The sequence below is a fragment of the Streptomyces sp. NPDC107654 genome (assembly GCF_055639035.1).
Genome location: NZ_JBVKBI010000016.1, coordinates 55,478 through 73,103, shown reverse-complemented (window position 1 = coordinate 73,103; position 17,626 = coordinate 55,478). Strand labels below are relative to the sequence as shown.

General features: G+C 73.7%; 12 protein-coding genes and 3 pseudogenes. 10 read left to right on the top strand and 5 right to left on the bottom strand.

Going from position 1 to position 17,626, the window contains the following annotated elements; translation table 11 throughout:
- Position 1 precedes the first annotated feature (1 nt).
- The 5 genes from ACZ7N4_RS26305 to ACZ7N4_RS26285 are packed head-to-tail and all read left to right on the top strand — an operon-like array spanning position 2 to position 8,201.
- Complete coding sequence (locus tag ACZ7N4_RS26305; protein ID WP_471362125.1) at positions 2–889, top strand: carbohydrate ABC transporter permease; 888 nt, start codon at positions 2–4, stop codon at positions 887–889.
- Positions 886–1,791, top strand: a complete 906-nt coding sequence (locus tag ACZ7N4_RS26300) for a carbohydrate ABC transporter permease (protein WP_471362122.1) — start codon at positions 886–888, stop codon at positions 1,789–1,791. Before ACZ7N4_RS26305 ends, ACZ7N4_RS26300 begins: the two co-directional genes overlap by 4 nt.
- A 26-nt stretch (positions 1,792–1,817) precedes the next feature.
- On the top strand, positions 1,818–3,074 hold the full coding sequence (locus ACZ7N4_RS26295) for a glycoside hydrolase 5 family protein (RefSeq protein ID WP_471362119.1): 1,257 nt from the start codon (positions 1,818–1,820) through the stop codon (positions 3,072–3,074).
- Positions 3,071–5,182 (top strand): endo-beta-N-acetylglucosaminidase, encoded by a 2,112-nt coding sequence (locus ACZ7N4_RS26290; RefSeq protein ID WP_471362116.1) that lies wholly within the window; start codon positions 3,071–3,073, stop codon positions 5,180–5,182. The genes ACZ7N4_RS26295 and ACZ7N4_RS26290 overlap by 4 nt, the downstream gene beginning before the upstream one ends.
- Positions 5,175–8,201, top strand: coding sequence for an alpha-mannosidase (locus ACZ7N4_RS26285; protein ID WP_471362113.1), 3,027 nt, complete (start codon positions 5,175–5,177; stop codon positions 8,199–8,201). The genes ACZ7N4_RS26290 and ACZ7N4_RS26285 overlap by 8 nt, the downstream gene beginning before the upstream one ends.
- Here the strand turns inward: ACZ7N4_RS26285 and ACZ7N4_RS26280 are convergent.
- Positions 8,198–8,446: pseudogene (locus ACZ7N4_RS26280) on the bottom strand (FCD domain-containing protein); the annotation flags it as partial. The gene ACZ7N4_RS26285 and the pseudogene ACZ7N4_RS26280 sit on opposite strands and share 4 nt — an antisense overlap.
- Before the next feature lie 2 nt (positions 8,447–8,448).
- On the opposite strand from ACZ7N4_RS26280, the pseudogene ACZ7N4_RS26275 reads away from it, so the two are divergent.
- A pseudogene (locus ACZ7N4_RS26275) lies at positions 8,449–8,715 on the top strand (aldo/keto reductase); the annotation flags it as partial.
- Between the two features lie 13 nt (positions 8,716–8,728).
- Positions 8,729–9,567 (top strand): annotated as a pseudogene (locus ACZ7N4_RS26270) (amidohydrolase family protein).
- Here the strand turns inward: ACZ7N4_RS26270 and ACZ7N4_RS26265 are convergent.
- Positions 9,555–10,976, bottom strand: a complete 1,422-nt coding sequence (locus ACZ7N4_RS26265; RefSeq protein WP_471362110.1) for a lipase maturation factor family protein — start codon at positions 10,974–10,976, stop codon at positions 9,555–9,557. The pseudogene ACZ7N4_RS26270 and the gene ACZ7N4_RS26265 sit on opposite strands and share 13 nt — an antisense overlap.
- Positions 10,977–11,102: 126 nt before the next feature.
- Between ACZ7N4_RS26265 and ACZ7N4_RS26260 the strand changes: the two genes are divergently transcribed.
- The 3 genes from ACZ7N4_RS26260 to ACZ7N4_RS26250 are packed head-to-tail and all read left to right on the top strand — an operon-like array spanning position 11,103 to position 15,447.
- Positions 11,103–12,428, top strand: a complete 1,326-nt coding sequence (locus ACZ7N4_RS26260) for a DUF6777 domain-containing protein (protein WP_471362107.1) — start codon at positions 11,103–11,105, stop codon at positions 12,426–12,428.
- Between the two features lie 28 nt (positions 12,429–12,456).
- On the top strand, positions 12,457–14,526 hold the full coding sequence (locus ACZ7N4_RS26255; RefSeq protein ID WP_471362104.1) for a SpoIIE family protein phosphatase: 2,070 nt from the start codon (positions 12,457–12,459) through the stop codon (positions 14,524–14,526).
- 57 nt (positions 14,527–14,583) lie between these two features.
- A complete protein-coding gene (locus ACZ7N4_RS26250) occupies positions 14,584–15,447 on the top strand; it encodes an Fpg/Nei family DNA glycosylase (RefSeq protein ID WP_471362101.1) in 864 nt (287 codons plus the stop codon).
- Positions 15,448–15,462: 15 nt separating this feature from the next.
- Here the strand turns inward: ACZ7N4_RS26250 and ACZ7N4_RS26245 are convergent, their stop codons facing one another.
- The 3 genes from ACZ7N4_RS26245 to ACZ7N4_RS26235 form a co-directional block, all read right to left on the bottom strand.
- Complete coding sequence (locus ACZ7N4_RS26245; RefSeq protein ID WP_471362098.1) at positions 15,463–16,116, bottom strand: zf-HC2 domain-containing protein; 654 nt, start codon at positions 16,114–16,116, stop codon at positions 15,463–15,465.
- Between the two features lie 219 nt (positions 16,117–16,335).
- Complete coding sequence (locus tag ACZ7N4_RS26240) at positions 16,336–16,848, bottom strand: hypothetical protein (RefSeq protein ID WP_471362095.1); 513 nt, start codon at positions 16,846–16,848, stop codon at positions 16,336–16,338.
- Positions 16,849–16,988: 140 nt separating this feature from the next.
- A complete protein-coding gene (locus tag ACZ7N4_RS26235; protein WP_471362092.1) occupies positions 16,989–17,537 on the bottom strand; it encodes a sigma-70 family RNA polymerase sigma factor in 549 nt (182 codons plus the stop codon).
- Positions 17,538–17,626 lie beyond the last annotated feature (89 nt).

Genomic DNA, 17,626 nt, shown 5'->3' with positions numbered 1-17,626 from the left:
GATGGCCGCGCCCCCGCGCATCAGACGCCAGCTCCCGCACAGCCCCTGGCTGTTCGCCGCACCCGGCCTGCTGGTCACCGGCGCCTTCGTGCTCTACCCGTTCGTCTCCACCCTGGTGAACTCCCTCACCGACCGCCGCACCCTCCTCCCCGGCCGCTTCGTGGGCCTCGCCAACTACCGCGAACTGCTGCACGACGACATGTTCTGGACCGGCCTGCGCAACAGTGCGCTGTACATCCTGGGCGTCGTCCCGGCCCTGGTCCTGCTGCCACTGCTGCTCGCCCTGCTGGTGCAGAAGAACATCCCCGGGATCACCTTCTTCCGCTCCGCGTTCTACACCCCGGTCGTCGCCTCCATCGTCGTGGTGGGGCTGATCTGGGTGTGGCTGCTGGACGAACGCGGGCTGGTCAACTCCCTGCTGGAGACCATCGGGATCGGCCGCATCGGGTTCCTCAGCGACCAGTGGCTGCTCCTGCTCAGCGCCATGGCGGTCACGGTGTGGAAGGGCCTCGGCTACTACATGATCATCTACCTGGCCGCGCTGGCGAACGTGCCGCGCGAACTGTACGAGGCCGCGGCCGTGGACGGCGCCGGACCGGTGCGCCGCTTCCTCTCGGTCACCGTGCCCGCCGTGCGCTCCACCATGGTCCTGGTCGCCGCGCTGTCGTCCGTCGCCGCCTTCAAGGTGTTCTCCGAGGTGTACCTGATGGCCGGCCCGAGCGGCGGCCCGGCCGGCGAGGACACCACCCTCGTCATGCTCGTCCAGCGCACCGGCACCGGCCTCACCGGCCGGGTCGGCTACGCCTCCGCCCTCTCCGTCGTCGTGTTCGCCGTCACCGTCGCCCTGATGCTGCTCGTGCTCCGCGCCGACCGCGGGGAGGAGTCGTGAGCGTCCTGGAGAAGGCACGGCCCGAGCGGCCGGCCACCGAGGCCCGTGAACCGCGCGTCACCGACGAACACGGCCACCGGATCCGGGCCGGCGAACTGCTCTGGCGCTACCTGCTGCTCCTCGCCGTCCTCGCCCTGGCCATCGGCCCGTTCCTCTGGCAGCTGTCCACCTCCCTCAAGGGACCCACCGAGGACATCTACGGCTCCCCGCCCCGCTTCCTGCCCGGCCACCCCACCCTGCACAACTACGCCCGGGTCGCCGACACCGTCCCGGTCTGGGACTACGCCCTGAACTCCCTGAAGGTCGCCACCGCCAACGTCGTGACCAACTGCGTCGGTTCGGCGCTCGCCGGGTACGCCCTGGCCCGGCTGCGCTACCGCGGCCGGGGCGCGGCCACCCTCGTCTTCGTGCTGGCGATGCTCGTGCCCGTCGAGGGCATCGTCATCGCCCAGTTCACCACCATGCGCGAACTCGGCCTCAACAACACGCTGATCGGTGTCGTCCTGCCCGGCGCCGTCGGCGCCATGAACGTGCTGCTGATGCGCAACGCCTTCCGCAACCTGCCCTACGAGATCGAGGAGGCGGCCTACATCGACGGCGCCGACGTCTGGCAGCGGTTCCGGCGCATCGCCCTGCCGTCGGTGAAGGGCACCCTCGCCGTCGTCGCGATCTTCGCCTTCATGGGCGCCTGGGACGACTTCCTGTGGCCGCTGATCGTGCTCAGCGACCCGTCCAGGTTCACCCTGACCATCGGCCTCAACTACCTGCACGGCACGTTCGCCAACGACGAACGACTCGTCGCCGCCGGCACCGTGATCGCCGTGGCGCCGCTCATCGCCCTCTTCGCCTGCCTCCAGCGGTACTTCTTCCGCGGCGTCGGCGAGGGCGCGGTCAAGGGCTGAACCTCCCCCGACTGCTAGGACACCGCATGCCTCCTGCCGTGCGCTTCGGCGTCAACTACACGCCCAGCGAAGGGTGGTTCCACCACTGGCTCGACTTCGACCTCGACTCCGTACGCGCCGACCTCGACGCGATCGCCGCGCTCGGCCTCGACCACATCCGGGTCTTCCCGCTGTGGCCCTACTTCCAGCCCAACCGCACCCTGATCCGACCCCGCGCCGTCGACCAGCTCGTGGCCCTCGCCGACGCGGCCGCCGAACGCGGTCTGGACGTCAACGTCGACGGACTCCAGGGGCACGTGAGCAGCTTCGACTTCCTGCCCGCCTGGACCCGCACCTGGCACCGCCGCAACCTCTTCACCGATCCCGACGTCACCGCCGGCCAGGCCGCCTATCTGCGCACCCTCGCCGCCGCCCTCGCCGACCGGCCGGGATTCCTCGGCATGACCGTGGGCAACGAGGTCAACCAGTTCGCCGCCGGCCCCCACCCCGACCCCGACCGGATCACCGCCGAACAGGCCGAGCGCTGGCTCACCCGGATGCTCGCCGCCTGCGCCGAGGGCGCCCCCGGCCGGCTCCACCTCCACGCCTCGTACGACGCCGCCTGGTACCAGGACGACCAGCCCTTCACCCCGCGCCACTCCGCACGGCTCGGCGACCTCACCGCGGTGCACTCCTGGGTGTTCAACGGCACCGCCCAGCGCCACGGCCGCACCTCCGTGCCCACCGAGCACCACGCCGCCTACCTGGTCGAGCTGAGCAAGGCCTGGGCGGACGAACCGCACCGGCCGGTGTGGCTCCAGGAGGTCGGCGCCCCCGCGCCCCTGGTGCCCGCCGAGCACGCCGCCGCGTTCGCCGAGGCGACCGTCGAGAACGCCCTGGACTGCCCGGACCTGTGGGGCGTCACCTGGTGGTGCTCCCACGACGTCCCCCGCACCCTCGCCGACTTCCCCCCACTGGAATACTCCCTCGGCCTGCTGACCAACGACCGGCGGGCCAAGGACATCGCCCGGGTCCTGGCCGACGCGGCCCGCCGGACCCACCGCGCCCCCGCGGCGCGCGGCACGGCCCTCGTCGTACCCGCCGAGCCCGCGCACCGCTCCCGCTGCGCGCCCGGCGGGGACGTGTTCGACGCCTTCTTCCGGCTCGTCGCCGACGGTGCCCGCCCCACCACCGTGCTCGACACGCGCGCCGACGACAAGGACCACCTCGCCGCGCGCGGCATCACCGACGTCGTCACTCCCGACCAGGTACTCCCCACTCCCCAAGGAGGCACCCGCTCGTGAACCCCACCAGACGCACCGTCCTGATCGCCGCCGGCGCCACCGTCCTCACCCCCGCCCTGACCTCCGTACCGCCCGCGGCCGCGGCCCCGCGCGCCACCGCGGCGACCCCGCCGTTCGCCTCCTACTGGTACCCGGACACACTGCCCGCCGGCAGCCCCGGCCCCGGCATCACCTGGCGCAGCCTCAAGAGCTGGCGCCCGGCCGACGACCCCGACCTCGCCTTCAACGCCGCGACCGTGCCGCTCGCCCCCCGCTTCATCCCGACCCCCGCCAACACCACCGCCCGCTCCGGGCAGGCCCGCGTCCAGGCGCTCGTCTCCTTCGGGCCGACCGCGGGCAACCCCTCCCAGGGCTCGGCCACCGCCGACACCTACGCCCTCACCCACTGGGCCTACCTGGACGAGCTGGTCTTCTGGGGCGGCTCGGCCGGCGAGGGCCTGATCCTCGCGCCGAACGCGCCGATCGTGGACGCCGCCCACCGGCACGGCGTGCCCGTCCTGGGGAACGTCTTCCTGCCGCCGGCGGCCTACGGCGGACAGCTGCGGTGGACGCGGGACCTCGTGCAGAAGGACGCCACCGGGCGCCATCCGCTCGCCGCGCAACTCGTCGCCGTCGCGGCGGCGTACGGCTTCGACGGCTGGTTCCTGAACGCGGAGACCGGCGGCGGGAACACCGCGCTGGGCACGGCCGTGCTGGGCTTCGTCAAGGAGCTGAAGTCCCTGGCTGCGGCCAGGGGACAGCGGGTGACCTGGTACGACGCGATGACCGTGAACGGCACGGTCGGCTGGCAGGGTGCCCTGAACAGCCAGAACCAGGCGTTCTTCCGGACCGCCGACGACATGTTCGTGGACTTCCGGTGGAGCGCGGCCACCCTCGCCTCGTCCGGCACGAAAGCGGACCGGCTGGGGCGCAGCCGGTACGAGCTGTGGGCCGGTGTCGACGTGGAGTCGAACGGGTCCGGCACGTATGTGGACTGGGACGCGATCGTGCCGGCGGGCACGCCGCACGTCACCTCGATCGGCTTCTACCGGCCCGAGTGGACCCGCGACCACCTGCCCGCCGACCGGCGCGCCCCCGAGGACTTCCACGCCGCCGACGACCTGTTCTGGACCGGTCGGTCACTGGACCCGTCGCGGCCCGACCCTGGCGATCCGTGGCGGGCACCGGCGGTGTCCGTGGCGGACCGGTCGACCGTGACCTCGGTGCCGTTCGCGAGCGTGTTCAACACCGGGCACGGGCTGCGGTGGTACGAGGAGGGGGCCGTCGCATCCGGGACCCCCTGGAGCCACCTCGGGCTCCAGGACCGGCTGCCGTCGCGGCGGTGGGTGGTGCGGACGGCGGGGGAGCGGCCGGTCGTCTCCTTCGACTTCGCCGACGCCTGGCGGGGCGGAAGCAGTGTGCTGGTGGCGGGTGAACTCGATCAACCGGCGGTGCTGGACGTGTACGCGACCCGGCTGCCGATCGGTGTGAACACCGTTGTCGACCTGACGTTCCGGGGCGACGCTGGGGAGGTGAACGTCGAACTGGCGGTGGCGACGGCCGAACCGCGTACGCCGGGGACGCCACCGCCGTACACGTATCTCGCTGTGAACTCGGTCCACAGCGGCAGCGCGGTGCGTTCGGTCGGCAGCGGCACCCGGGTGCGGTCGGTCAACGGCTGGCAGACGGTGACCGTCCCGCTCACAGGGCTGTCCGGCACCCTCCGCGCCCTCGGCGTCCGGCTCACCGCGGCCCGGGGCGGCCCGGTCCGCTGGCGGCTGGGCGGCCTCGCCGTCCGCCCCGACGGCACCCCGACCGCGCCCGCCGCACCCTCCGGCGCCCGCGTCACGGCCGCCGACGGCGGCGACCTCCGCCTCGCCTGGACCGCCGCCCCCGGCCCCGTCCGCCACTACACCCTCCACCGCCTCCTCCCCGACGGCACCCGCCGCTTCCTCGGCGCCACCGGCCAGCGCGCGTACCGCGTCGCCGGCCTCCGGCCCGAACAGGGCGAGAGCGCCGCACGGTTCGAAGTGCGCGCCGTGGGGGAGCTCTACAACGCGTCGTCCCCCGCCACCGTCACCCACCCCTGGTCATCACCCGGACCCGCAGGGAGCACCCCGCATGCATGACGACCGCACTCTGGTGGAAGCCCGCCTCCGGCGCGTCCTCGACGAACGTATCCGCCCTGCCGTGTACCCCGAGTCCGTGCCGCTCCGGGCAGCGGTGTGGCACGCGCCCGGCGAGCCCGTCCCGGTCGCGGAGGGGCTCGCCGCCGAGCCCGAGCCGATCGAGGTGGGCGCCCGGTGGGGTGCTCCCTGGGGCACCAGCTGGTTCCGGGTGACCGGGACCGTGCCCGAGGCGTGGGCCGGGCGGACCGTCGAGGCGCTGCTGGACCTGGGCTTCGACGAGAACATGCCCGGTTTCCAGTGCGAGGGCCTGGTCTACCGGCCCGACGGCACCCCGGTGAAGGGCCTCAACCCGCGCAACCAGTGGGTCCGCATCGGCGCGCCCGTCGCGGGCGGCGAGGAGGTGCGGCTGCACATCGAGGCCGCCTCCAACCCGGTCATCCTGGACTACCACCCCTTCCGGCCCACCCCGCTCGGCGACAAGGACACCGCCGGCCAGGAACCGCAGTACACGCTCACCCGCATGGACCTCGCCGTCCTCGACGACACCGTGTGGCAGCTCGTGCTGGACCTGGAGGTACTGGGCGAGCTGATGGCCGAGCTGCCCGTGGACTCCGCGCGCCGGCACGACATCCTGCGCGCGGTCGAACGCGCCCTGGACGCCGTCGACCTCCAGGACGTCAACGGCACGGCCGACCGGGCCCGGCAGCGGCTGACCGGCGTGCTGTCCGCGCCCGCCGTGCCGTCCGCCCACCGGATCAGCGCGGTCGGGCACGCGCACATCGACTCGGCCTGGCTGTGGCCGCTGCGCGAGACCGTGCGCAAGGTGGCCCGGACGACGTCCAACATGACCGCGCTCATCGAGGACGAACCGGAGTTCGTGTTCGCCATGTCCCAGGCGCAGCAGTGGGCCTGGGTGAAGGAACACCGGCCCGAGGTGTGGGCGCGGGTGAAGAAGGCCGTCGCGGAAGGGCGGTTCGTACCGGCCGGCGGGATGTGGGTGGAGTCGGACACCAACATGCCCGGCTCGGAGGCGATGGCCCGGCAGTTCGTGCACGGAAAGCGGTTCTTCCTGGACGAGTTCGGCGTCGAGAACGAGGAGGCCTGGCTGCCGGACACCTTCGGCTTCGCCGCGGGTCTGCCACAGATCATCAAGGCGGCCGGCTCCAAGTGGCTGCTGACGCAGAAGATCTCCTGGTCGCAGACGAACACGTTCCCGCACCACACCTTCCACTGGGAGGGCATCGACGGCACCCGCATCCTCACCCACTTCCCGCCCGTCGACACCTACAACTGCTCCATGAAGGCCGGCGAACTCGCCCACGCGGCCCGCAACTTCAAGGACAAGGGCCGGGCCCGGCACTCCCTCGCGCCCACCGGCTGGGGCGACGGGGGCGGCGGCACCACTCGCGAGATGGTCGCCAAGGCGGCCCGGCTGCGCGACCTGGAGGGCTCGCCCACCGTCACCTGGGAACCACCGCGCGCGTTCTTCGAGAAGGCCGAAGCCGAGTACCCCGAACCCCCCGTCTGGGTGGGCGAGCTGTACCTCGAACTGCACCGCGCCACCCTCACCAACCAGGCGAAGACCAAGCAGGGCAACCGGCGCAGCGAACACCTGCTGCGCGAGGCCGAGCTGTGGGCGGCCACCGCCGCGGTACGCACCGGATTCCCCTACCCGTACGAGGAGCTGGACCGGATCTGGAAGACGGTGCTGCTCCACCAGTTCCACGACATCCTGCCCGGCTCCTCCATCGCCTGGGTGCACCGGGAGGCGCGGGCGACGTACGAGCGGGTGGCCGCCGAACTGACCGCGATCACCGAGGCCGCGCAGCGCGCGCTCGCCGGCGCGGGCACGACCCCGCTGGCCTTCAACGCGGCCCCGCACGTCCGCCACGGCGTCCCGGCCGGCGGCGCCGCCACCCCGGCCGCGGCCGGTGCCACCACGCTCGCCGCCCGCGAGGACGGCGGGTTCACGCTGGACAACGGCCTGCTGCGGATCACCGTCGACGTCCGCGGCCTGGTCGTCTCCGCCTACGACCCCGCCGCCGACCGCGAGACGATCGCCCCCGGCCGGGCCGCGAACCTCCTCCAGCTCCACCCGGACTTCCCGAACATGTGGGACGCCTGGGACGTCGACTCCTTCTACCGCAACACCGTCACCGACCTCACCGGCGCCGAGTCGGTCACGGCCGGCGAGGACGGCGCCTCGGTGCGGGTCGTCCGGGCCTTCGGCTCCTCCCGGGTCACCCAGCTGCTGTCCCTGCCGCCCGGCGAACGACGGCTGCTCATCGACACGGAGGTCGACTGGCACGAGACGGAGAAGTTCCTGAAACTGGTCTTCCCGTTCGACCTGCACGCCGAACGGTACGCGTCCGAAACCCAGTTCGGGCACGTCTTCCGCCCCACCCACACCAACACCTCATGGGAGGCGGCCAAGTTCGAGGCCTGCAACCACCGCTTCGTCCACCTGGAGGAACCCGGCTGGGGCGTCGCGGTCGTCAACGACTCCACCTACGGCCACGACGTCACCCGCACGGTCCGGGCCGACGGCGACCACGGTACGACCACGACGGTCCGGGTCTCCCTGCTGCGCGCCCCGCGTTTCCCCGACCCCGAGACCGACCAGGGCGTCCACCGGTTCCGGCACGCCCTGCTCCCCGGCGCCGCCCTCGCCGACGCGGTCCGCGAGGGCTGGCGGATCAACCTGCCGGAACGGCACACGACCGGCGCCCAGGAGGTCGCCCCGCTGGTCGCCGTCGACCACGACGCCGTCGTGGTCACGGCCGTGAAACTCGCCGACGACGGCAGCGGGGACGTGGTCGTCCGCTTCCACGAGGCCCACGGCGGCCGGGCCCGGGCCACGCTGACGGCCGGCTTCCCGGTCGCCGGCGTCACCGTGACCGACCTGCTGGAACGCCCCCTGCAGGACGCCCCGGCACCACGGGCCGAGGGGGAGCGCATCGGCGTACGGCTGCGGCCGTTCGAGCTGATGACGCTGCGGCTGCGGCGAGACCGGCGCTAACCGCTCGGCCGGGTCCGCAGCCACTGCTCCACCTCGGCCACATGGGCCGCTGCCGCCGCCCGCGCCGCCTCCGGGTCGCGGGCGGCGAGGGCGCGGTGGATGGCGGTGTGCTCACGGCGGGTGCGGGCGAAGGCCCCCTCTTCCTGGCCGCCGCGCCGGACCCGGGCGCGGAAGGTGCGCGAGGACAGGCCGTCCAGGAGGGCGGCCATGGTCTCGTTGCCGGCGGCGGACGCGATCTCGCGGCCGGTCGACGTACGACTACACGCGAGCTCCGCAGGAGTTGCTCGACCGCGCCCTGCGCATCGAGGCAGCCGCCGAACGCCACGGCACCACCCTGCGCGCCGCCGCCCTGGCCTTCTGCCAGGCCCACCCGGCCGTGGCGAGCGTCCTGGCCGGCGCCCGTTCCGCCGCCGAAGTCCATGACTGCGCCGACCAGTTCGAGGCGACGGTCCCGGAAACGCTCTGGCGGGAACTGCGCGAGTCCGGCCTGCTGCCCCCGAGGGAACCGTCATGAGGGGCGCACCGCCGTGACCGTGGACACCCACCATCACGTCGGGGACCTCGCCGTCCGCGACCAGGACTGGATCCGCGGACCCGGACTCACCCCGCTGCGACGGAACTTCGCCCTCGCCGACCTGGAACCGGAGGCCCGGGCCGCAGGGGTGGACCGTACCGTCCTCGTCCGGACCGTCACCGTCCCCGAGGAGACCCCCGAGCTCCTCGCCCTCGCCGCCGGGCACGGCCTGGTCGCCGGCGTCGTCGGCTGGACCGACCTCACCCGGCCCGACATCGCCGACGAACTCGCCCGGCTGCGCACGCTCCCCGGCGGTTCCTTCCTCAAGGGCGTCCGCCACCAGGTGCAGGGGGAACCCGATCCGGAGTGGCTGCTGCGCCCCGACGTCCTGCGCGGCCTGGCCGCGGTGGCGACGCCGGTCTGGTCTACGACCTCGTGGTCCTGCCCCACCAGCCGCCGGCCTGCGCGGAGGCGGCCGCGGCGCTGCCCCGGCTCACCTTCGTCCTGGACCACCTGGGCAAGCCTCCCATCGCCTCCGGGGACCGGGAGCCCTGGGCCGCCGGCCTGCGTGCCCTCGCCGCCCTCCCCGACACCGTCGCCACACTCTCCGGCCTGGTCACCGAGGCCGCCCCCGCCTCCTGGACGGCCGACGGCCTCCGCCCGTACACCGACGCCGCCCTGGAGGCCTTCGGCCCCGACCGCCTGATGTTCGGCTCCGACTGGCCCGTGCGCACGGCGGCCGCCACCTACGCGCGGGTGCACGACGTCGCACGGGAGCCGACCTCGGCGCTCGGGCCGGCCGAGCGCACCGCGCTGTTCGAGATCACCGCGGCCCGCTTCTACGGCCTCTGAGCCGCCCCCGCCAGCCGTGTCGGCGGCAGGTACTCCCGTACGAACGTCCGGTCCCAGCACGCCCCCGTCTCCCGCAGCTCCCGCAGGCTCGTGTACCGGTACCGGAACAGCCGGGCCCGGACGTAGCGGGGCGGGGTGTCCGGCGGGAACGGGGAGCCGCGCAGCAGCCTGAGCGTGTCCCGGTCGTTCTCCAGCAGGCGCTCCACCAGGGCCCCGAACCATTCCCCCGCATAGCCGGGCGACAGCGCGGCGAACCACATCAGCCAGTCCAGACGCAGGTGGTAGGGGGCGAACTGGCGCGGCCAGTGCCGGGGATCACCGGGCTTGCCCTTGAACGCGTACTCCCGCCAGTCTGAGTCCGCGCGCGGGGTGTCGTCCAGCGTGCCCTCGACCACCACCTCGTAACGGACCCGGCTGACGCTGCCGAACGCGCCGTAGGTGTTCACCAGGTGCAGCGGGTCGAAGGAGCGGTTCATCACCTGGCGGCGGGAGACCATGTTCGCCACCGGGCGGTAGCTCAGGAAGACCAGCAGCGCGGCGACCGCGAGCACCAGCACCTCGTACCACAGCGGGACCGCCCGTACCGGCGGCGCGGTCGCCGGCAGCCGGAGCGCGGACAGGGCCAGCACGATGGTGATCCAGTTCAGCCAGGAGAAGTTGCCGGAGAGCACCAGCCACAGCTGGGTGACGATCATCAGGGCGGCGGCGGCCGAGGCGATCGGCTGCGGGGCGAACAGCAGCACCGGCACGGCCAGCTGGGTGACGTGGTTGGCGGCCACCTCCACCCGGTGCAGCGGCCTCGGCAGACGGTGGAAGAACCAGCTCAGCGGCCCCGGCATCGGCTGGGTCTCGTGGTGGTAGTCGAGGCAGGTCAGCTTCCGCCAGCAGGCGTCACCGCGCAGCTTGATCAGCCCGGCCCCGAACTCCACCCGGAACAGGACCCAGCGCAGCAGGAACAGCACGACGACCGGCGGCGCCACCTCGTCGTTGCCGAGGAACGCGGCCAGGAACCCGGTCTCCAGCAGCAGCGACTCCCAGCCGAACGCGTACCACGTCTGGCCCACGTTGACGATCGACAGGTACAGCGCCCACGGCACCAGCCACAGCAGGACGCCCGCCCACAGCGGCAGCGCGGAGTCCGCCCCGGCCAGCAGGGCCGCCGACACCGCGCAGCCGGTCCAGGCGCAGCCCGCGAAGAAGCGGTCGGAGTAGTGCAGGTGGAACAGGCTCGGCGCGCGCCGGAAGCGCACCCGGGCGGTGAAGCGGGGGATCGGCAGCATCCCGCGCTCGCCCAGCAGGGCCCGGAACTGCAGGGCCGCCGTCAGGAACGCGACCAGGTACACGGCCGCCAGAGCCCGCTGCAGTACCAGCCGGCTCAGCCAGTAGTCGGGTGCGGTGAACCAGTCCACGGCTGTGCGTGCCTCCTGTGCGGGTACACCGGCGCGGCTGTCCTCACGACGTTCCCCGAGTTGCCAGGCGAAGCAGGGCAATGCCAACAATAGGGCGTAATCACCCACAGTGATGCGGAGTGTGCGGTGCGGATACCCACCCGATCCATCCCCACGGCCTGCGCGCTCATCCTGGCGCTGCCGGCCGCGGGCTGCGCCGGCTCGGGCGTCAAGCAGACCAGGACGGGGGAGCTGGTCTGGCTGCAGGCCGCCGGCGAGCGAGGGCCCGAGCCCTTCACCGAACCCACGGACACCGGCGCATCCCGGACCGGATCCCCCCGGAGTACCGCCCGGGTCCAGCCCGGTGACGTCGAGGCGCCCCTGCGCGCGACCCGCAGCCTGTCCGGCGCGACACCCGGCCTGTACCGGGGCACCCCCCGCGTCGCCGGCTGCGACGTCGAGAAGCACGTGCGGTACCTGGCGGCGGACGAGGCCAGGGCCGAGGCCTTCGCCCAGGCGGCCGGCGTCCCCCGCTCGGCGCTCCCCGGCTATGTGCGCGGCCTGACCCCGGTCGTGCTCGGCGCCGACACCCGTGTCACCAGCCACGGCTACCGCGACGGCCGGGCGGCCCGCTACCAGGCCGTGCTGCAGGCCGGGACCGCCGTCCTGGTGGACGACCGGGGTCTGCCCCGGGTCCGCTGCGCCTGCGGCAACCCGCTGGAGCCGCCCGCGCCGACCCGCGGCGGGGCGGGCGCCCGCGGTACCCCGTGGGCCGGCTACCGGCCGAACCAGGTGGTCGTGGTGACCCCGGCGCCCCGGCCCGTCACCAGCATCACCCTGGTCGACGCCGCCCGGCGCACCTGGATCGAGCGCCGGATCGGCCCCGACGTGCGCCGGGACCGGGTCGTGCCGCCGCCGGCCTGGGCCACCGCCACCCCGGCCACCACCCGCCCGGCCACGACCACCCCGGCCACCACCGGCCCGACCGCCGCCCGCCCGGGGGAGAGCACACCGCCCGTCTCCCCGGACCGGGCCGGCACCCCTCCGTCCCCCAGCGCACCGGACCGCCCGGCTGCTCCCACCGACCGCGTCACCGGCCTCGCGGACGGCGCCACCACGACCACCCCACAGCCGCTGCTCCCCGACCCCGCGCTCGATCTCCCTCCCGGCCCGTCCCTGGGCCCCACCGACGAGTTCGGGCCGCCCGGTCTCCCGGACCTCTCCGACGGCACCGGCCCGCTCCCGGCCGACCCGCCCCCCGCCGGCTCCGCCACCACCCCCGGCCCGACCGGCACCCGCCCTGCCGGCACCGGTCCGACCGGCACCGCCGCGACCCGCACGGGTCCGGCCGGCACCGTGCTCGCCGCCCCCGGGACAGCCGCCGGGACGACCACCGCGACAGCCGCCGGAACACCCCCTGGGACAGCCGCCGGGACAGCCCTCGCGGACCGGCTCGCCGATCAGGTCGAATAATCGGCCGGATCCTGGCAATCTGGGGCGCATGGCCCATCAGGGAGCGAGCGCCGCCCTGTCCCTCCCGGAGGACTGGCCCGCACACCCGGACCCGATCCTCGCGCTCAACCGCATGGGCAGCTTCGACTGGGACCTGGACGCCGGTCTCTTCCACATGGACGCCCAGGCCTTCGAGGTGTTCGACCTGCGGCCCGAGGAATACGACGGGCGCCCCGAGACCCTGGCCGTCCGGGTGCCGCCGCCGGAGGCCGCCCGGCTCGACGCGGTGATCGCCGGGGCGATCAAGGACGGCAGCGAGAACTACGGCGCCTACTTCCGCATCCGCTGCCGTGACGGCACCATGCGCTGGACACACACCCAGGGCTACATCCGGCGTGACGACACCGGCCGTCCGCGCCGGGTCGTCGGCATCGTCCGCGACGCCACCGAGGAACTCGCCGACGGTTCGGCCCGCAGCCTGCGGGCCGCCCAGGACCAGGCCTTCCGGCAGCAGACCGGTGTCGTCCAGGTGATCTCCGCCGCCCTCGCCCACGCCCGCAGCGTCCAGGACGTCATCGACGTCCTCAAGGACACCCACGGCGTCCGCCATCTGGGCGCGGCCAGCCTGGTGATGGGCCTCGTGGAGGCGGGCCGGATCCGGATGGTGGCCGAGGGGCCCGCGGCTGCCTCCGTCCCCGGCACCGGCATCACCCGGATCGACGAGCCGTACCCGATGAGCGAGGTCGTCCGCACGCTCACCCCGCGGTTCATCGAGTCCCCGGAGGAGTTCGCCGGGGACTACCCGATCCTCTGGCCGCACATCACCGACCTGCACATCACCTCGGCCGCCTATCTGCCCCTGATCGCCCAGGCCCGCCCGATCGGCGCGATGGGCCTGCTCTACGACGACCGGCGCGGGTTCTCCGCCGAGGAGCGCGCCGTCCTGGTCGCGCTGGGCAGCACCATCGCGCAGAGCCTCATGCGGGCCATGCTCTACGAGCAGGACAAAGACCTCGCCCAGGGCCTCCAGCAGGCCATGCTGCCCCGCACCATCCCCCGGGTCCGCGGTGCCGACGTCGCGGTCCGCTACCGCTCGGCGGCCCTCGGCCGGGACATCGGCGGCGACTGGTACGACCTGATCCCGCTGCCCGGGGGCCGGGTCGGCGCGGTCATCGGGGACGTGCAGGGCCACGACACGCACGCGGCGGCCGTCATGGGCCAGCTGCGGATCGTGCTGCGCGCCTACGCCGCCGAGGGCCACACCCCGGCCACCGTGATGGCCCGCGCCTCGGTCTTCCTGCACGAACTCGACACCGACCGGTTCGCCACCTGCCTGTACGCGGAGGCCGACCTGTCCACCGGGGTCGTGCAGATGGTCCGCGCCGGGCACATCGACCCGCTGGTCCGGCACGGCGACGGCGGCTGCGTCCGGGTCCCCGTCGAGGGCGGGCTGCCGCTCGGCCTGTCCGCCGAGTTCGGCCGGCTGGAGTACCCGGTCGCCACCCTCGAACTCGACCCCGGGCACACCCTGCTGCTGTGCACCGACGGCCTCGTCGAACAGCCCGGCACCGATCTCGACGACGGCATGAGCGGCCTCGCCGCGCTCATCGCGGACGGCCCCGACGAGGTGTGCGAGCTCGCCGACCTGCTGATCCAGCGGTCCGAGGAACAGGGCGGCGACGACGACGTGGCCCTCCTCCTGCTGCGCCGGAGCGCCCCCGGCACCGCGCGCGCCGCCGGCCGGCTCCGGCAGCACGTCGCGCCCGGCGATCCCGAGGCGCTCACCCAGGCCCGGCACATGATCCGCGCCGCGGTCCGCGCCTGGGGCGCCCGTGACCGCGCCGACGAGATCGAGCTGGCCGCCGACGAACTGATCACCAACGCGCTGCTGCACACCGAGGGCTCCGCGATCGTCACCCTGCGGTCCCTGGTCGGCAGCGACCGCCGGCTGCGCATCGAGGTCGAGGACTCCTCCAGCGCCCTGCCGCGCCGCCGGGAGGCCGGGGAGGACGGCGTCTCCGGCCGCGGACTGTTCCTCGTGGACCGGCTCGCCGACGTCTGGGGCGTGGAGGCCCGCGGCGGCGGCAAGGCGGTGTGGTGCGAGTTCCGGCTGCCGTAGTCACCGGTCCGGGCGGGACCGCGGGGCGTTGTCGGTGCCGGATGGCACTCTGGACGTATGCCGGAACTGCCCGAGGTAGAAGCGCTGACGGACTTCCTCACCGAGCACCTGGTCGGACGGCGGCTGGTGCGGGTGCTGCCGGTCGCCGTCAGCGTCCTGAAGACCTACGACCCCCCGGTCACCGCCGTCGAGGGCGCCGGGGTCACGGCCGTGCGCCGGCACGGCAAGTTCCTGGACGTCGCGACGGACACCGGCCTGCATCTGGTGACCCACCTGGCCCGCGCGGGCTGGCTCCAGTGGAGGGACCGGCTGCCGGACGGCCCGCCCAAGCCGGGCAAGGGCCCGCTGGCGCTGCGCGTGGCGCTGGATACCGGCGAGGGCTTCGACCTGACCGAGGCCGGCACCCAGAAACGCCTCGCGGTGTACGTGGTCCGGGACCCGCGCGAGGTCCCGGGCGTCGCCCGCCTCGGTCCCGACCCGCTCGCCGCCGACTTCGACGAGGACCGCTTCGCCGCCCTGCTCCGGGAGGAACGGCGGCAGCTGAAGGGCGCCCTGCGCGACCAGTCGCTGATCGCGGGCGTCGGCAACGCCTACAGTGACGAGATCCTGCACGCCGCGAAGATGTCCCCGTTCAAACTCGCCGCCTCCCTGACCCCGGAGGAGACGCACCGGCTGTACACGGCGCTGCGCGACACGCTGACCGAGGCGGTCGAGCGGTCCCGGGGGGTGGCGGCCGGCCGGCTGAAGGCGGAGAAGAAGACCGGCCTGCGCGTCCACGGCCGCACCGGCGAACCCTGCCCGGTGTGCGGCGACACCGTCCGGGAGGTGTCCTTCAGCGACTCCTCGCTCCAGTACTGCCCGACCTGCCAGACGGGCGGCAAGCCCCTGGCCGACCGCAGACTGTCCCGCCTGCTGAAGTGAGCCCGGCCCGGGCCGTCACCGTGACCCTACGGTGACCAGCAGTTTCCCCTCCGCCGTGCGGACCTCGTAGCGGGCGATCTGGTCCGGGTGCATCGCGGCGGCGCCCATCGTGGTGGTGGGCCGGGAGCCCTCGCCGGGGTTGGTCCAGCCCGCGACGACCTGTTCCGTGCCGTCGCGGCCGACCGCGACCAGCCGGCAGGTGTGGGCCCCGGAGCCGTCCTTGACCTCCAGCCGCAGATCGCTGCCCCAGTCCTGGTCGGCGGAGGTGACCCGCGCCCACACCCCGGTCTGCGGATCGGTCGCCGCCGTGACCCGGGCGGCCTGCTCCCCATGGCCGGCGAAGGCCACGATCCCGGGACCGGCCACGGCCAGGACCACCGAGGCGGCCAGGCCGTACAGCAGCCGACGGCGCCGCGCCCGCCGCCGGTGCGCCAGGTCGCCGAGCAGCCGGTCCAGCAGCCGGGAACCGGGCTGTGCCATGGGGTGCACGAAACGCGGCGTGGCCCGGCGGTACAGCATCAACTGCCGGGTCGTGGGCCCGAACTCGGTCACGTGTGCCGCGCACCGGGGGCACTCCATGAGGTGGTCCTCGAAGCGGAAGGCCTCCGCCTCGTCCAGCACGCCGAGCGCGTACGCGCCGACGTCGCGATGCCTTTCCAGGGACCTCATGCCGAATCCTCGTGCCGAAGGGTGGGGGAAGGGTTACTCCTTGCTCCCACCCGTACGCAGCCGGCCGCCGAATCACTCAAGCCGCGCGCAGAATCACGGTCAGGAGATTCGGAGCGGCCCGGCCCGCGGATTGGTGTGAATTCCCGGACTTTCGGAAAGCCGTGGGCCGGGACGTCCTGAAGCGTGGGTCCGGTGTGCGGCCGACGGGGTCCGGAACGTTCAGAAGAGGTGGATCGCGAGATGGCCGAGGGGCAGGCCGAGCCGCCACGCCGGGGTCCACACCTTCGGCCCGTCGTCCTCCCCGAGCGCCCCGCCGCCGGGCACCGCGTCCAGGTCCGGGGCGAGCAGCTCGGTCTCCTCCAGCCACCGCCAGGCGTCCTGCGCCAGCGCAAGGTCGGGGCCGGGGGCGCCGGAGCGGGCCGCCCGGTCCGTCAGCTCGGCCATCCGCTCGCGCACCCAGTCCCGCCACGGCTGGTCGTAGGCGGTCAGGGACAGCCAGTGCTCCAACTGGGAGATCACCCGGATGCCGGACAGCTCCCCGTCGGTGTCGGACAGGAAGACGGTCAGCGCCAGCGCGTCACGGCCGGCCCGGAACTCGAAGGACGTCGGCGGCATCAGATCGCCGGTGCGCAGCAGCTCGTCGGCGATGTACTCGGCGTACAACCAGGCCATCGGGACGGCCAGTTCATCGCCGTCGGTGCCGTCCGTGCTGTCGTGACCTCTGTGCAGCATGCCCTTCCTGCCCTTCCTCCGGTACCTGCGCGTCGCCCGAACCCCGGACCCGGCCCCCGACCGGAGCGCATGAGGACAGCCCATTGCCGAACGGGGTCCGCAGCAAGGCGCTTTGCGAAGGCTTTGCCAGGGCTCCGGTTTCACCGCAGGTCGGCCGCGTACCCCGGGAGGACCCGGCGCAGGGCGCGCAGCGCGTAGTACGCGCGGGACTTCACGGTACCGGGTGGGATCCCCAGGGTCTGCGCCGCTTCCGCCACACTGGCCCCGAGGAAGTACACGAGCACCAGGACGTCACGGTGTTCCGGCGTGAGTGTCTTCACAGCCTCCCGGACGTCGAGCATCGCCGCGGCCCGTTCGGCGTGGTCGGCGGTCACCCGCGCGTTCTCGGGGACCTCGTCGCCGGTCTCGGGCGGCCGTGCCTGCCGGGCTCGCCGGGCGTCGATGGCGAGCCGCCGGGCCACGGTGAGCAGCCAGGGCCGAACGGAGTCGAAGTCGTCCGCGTGCAGCGCCTCCGGATGCTGCCAGGCACGCACCAGGGTCTCCTGCACGAGGTCCTCGGCGCGCTGCCGGTCTCCGTCGCAGAGCCTGAACAGCAGGGCGAACAGGAATCCGCCGTGCTCGCGCTGGAGCGCGGCCAGCTCGTGCTCGGCGGTCGTCGCCCGGTGGGTGAGTGTGGTTCCGGCCGTCATGGCCGTATCGCAGCGCAGGGGCCCGGTTGGTGGACAGAGGGCGGTCCCGGCCCTGCGACGGACGGTCGATCGCGTCGGCGAACGGTCGG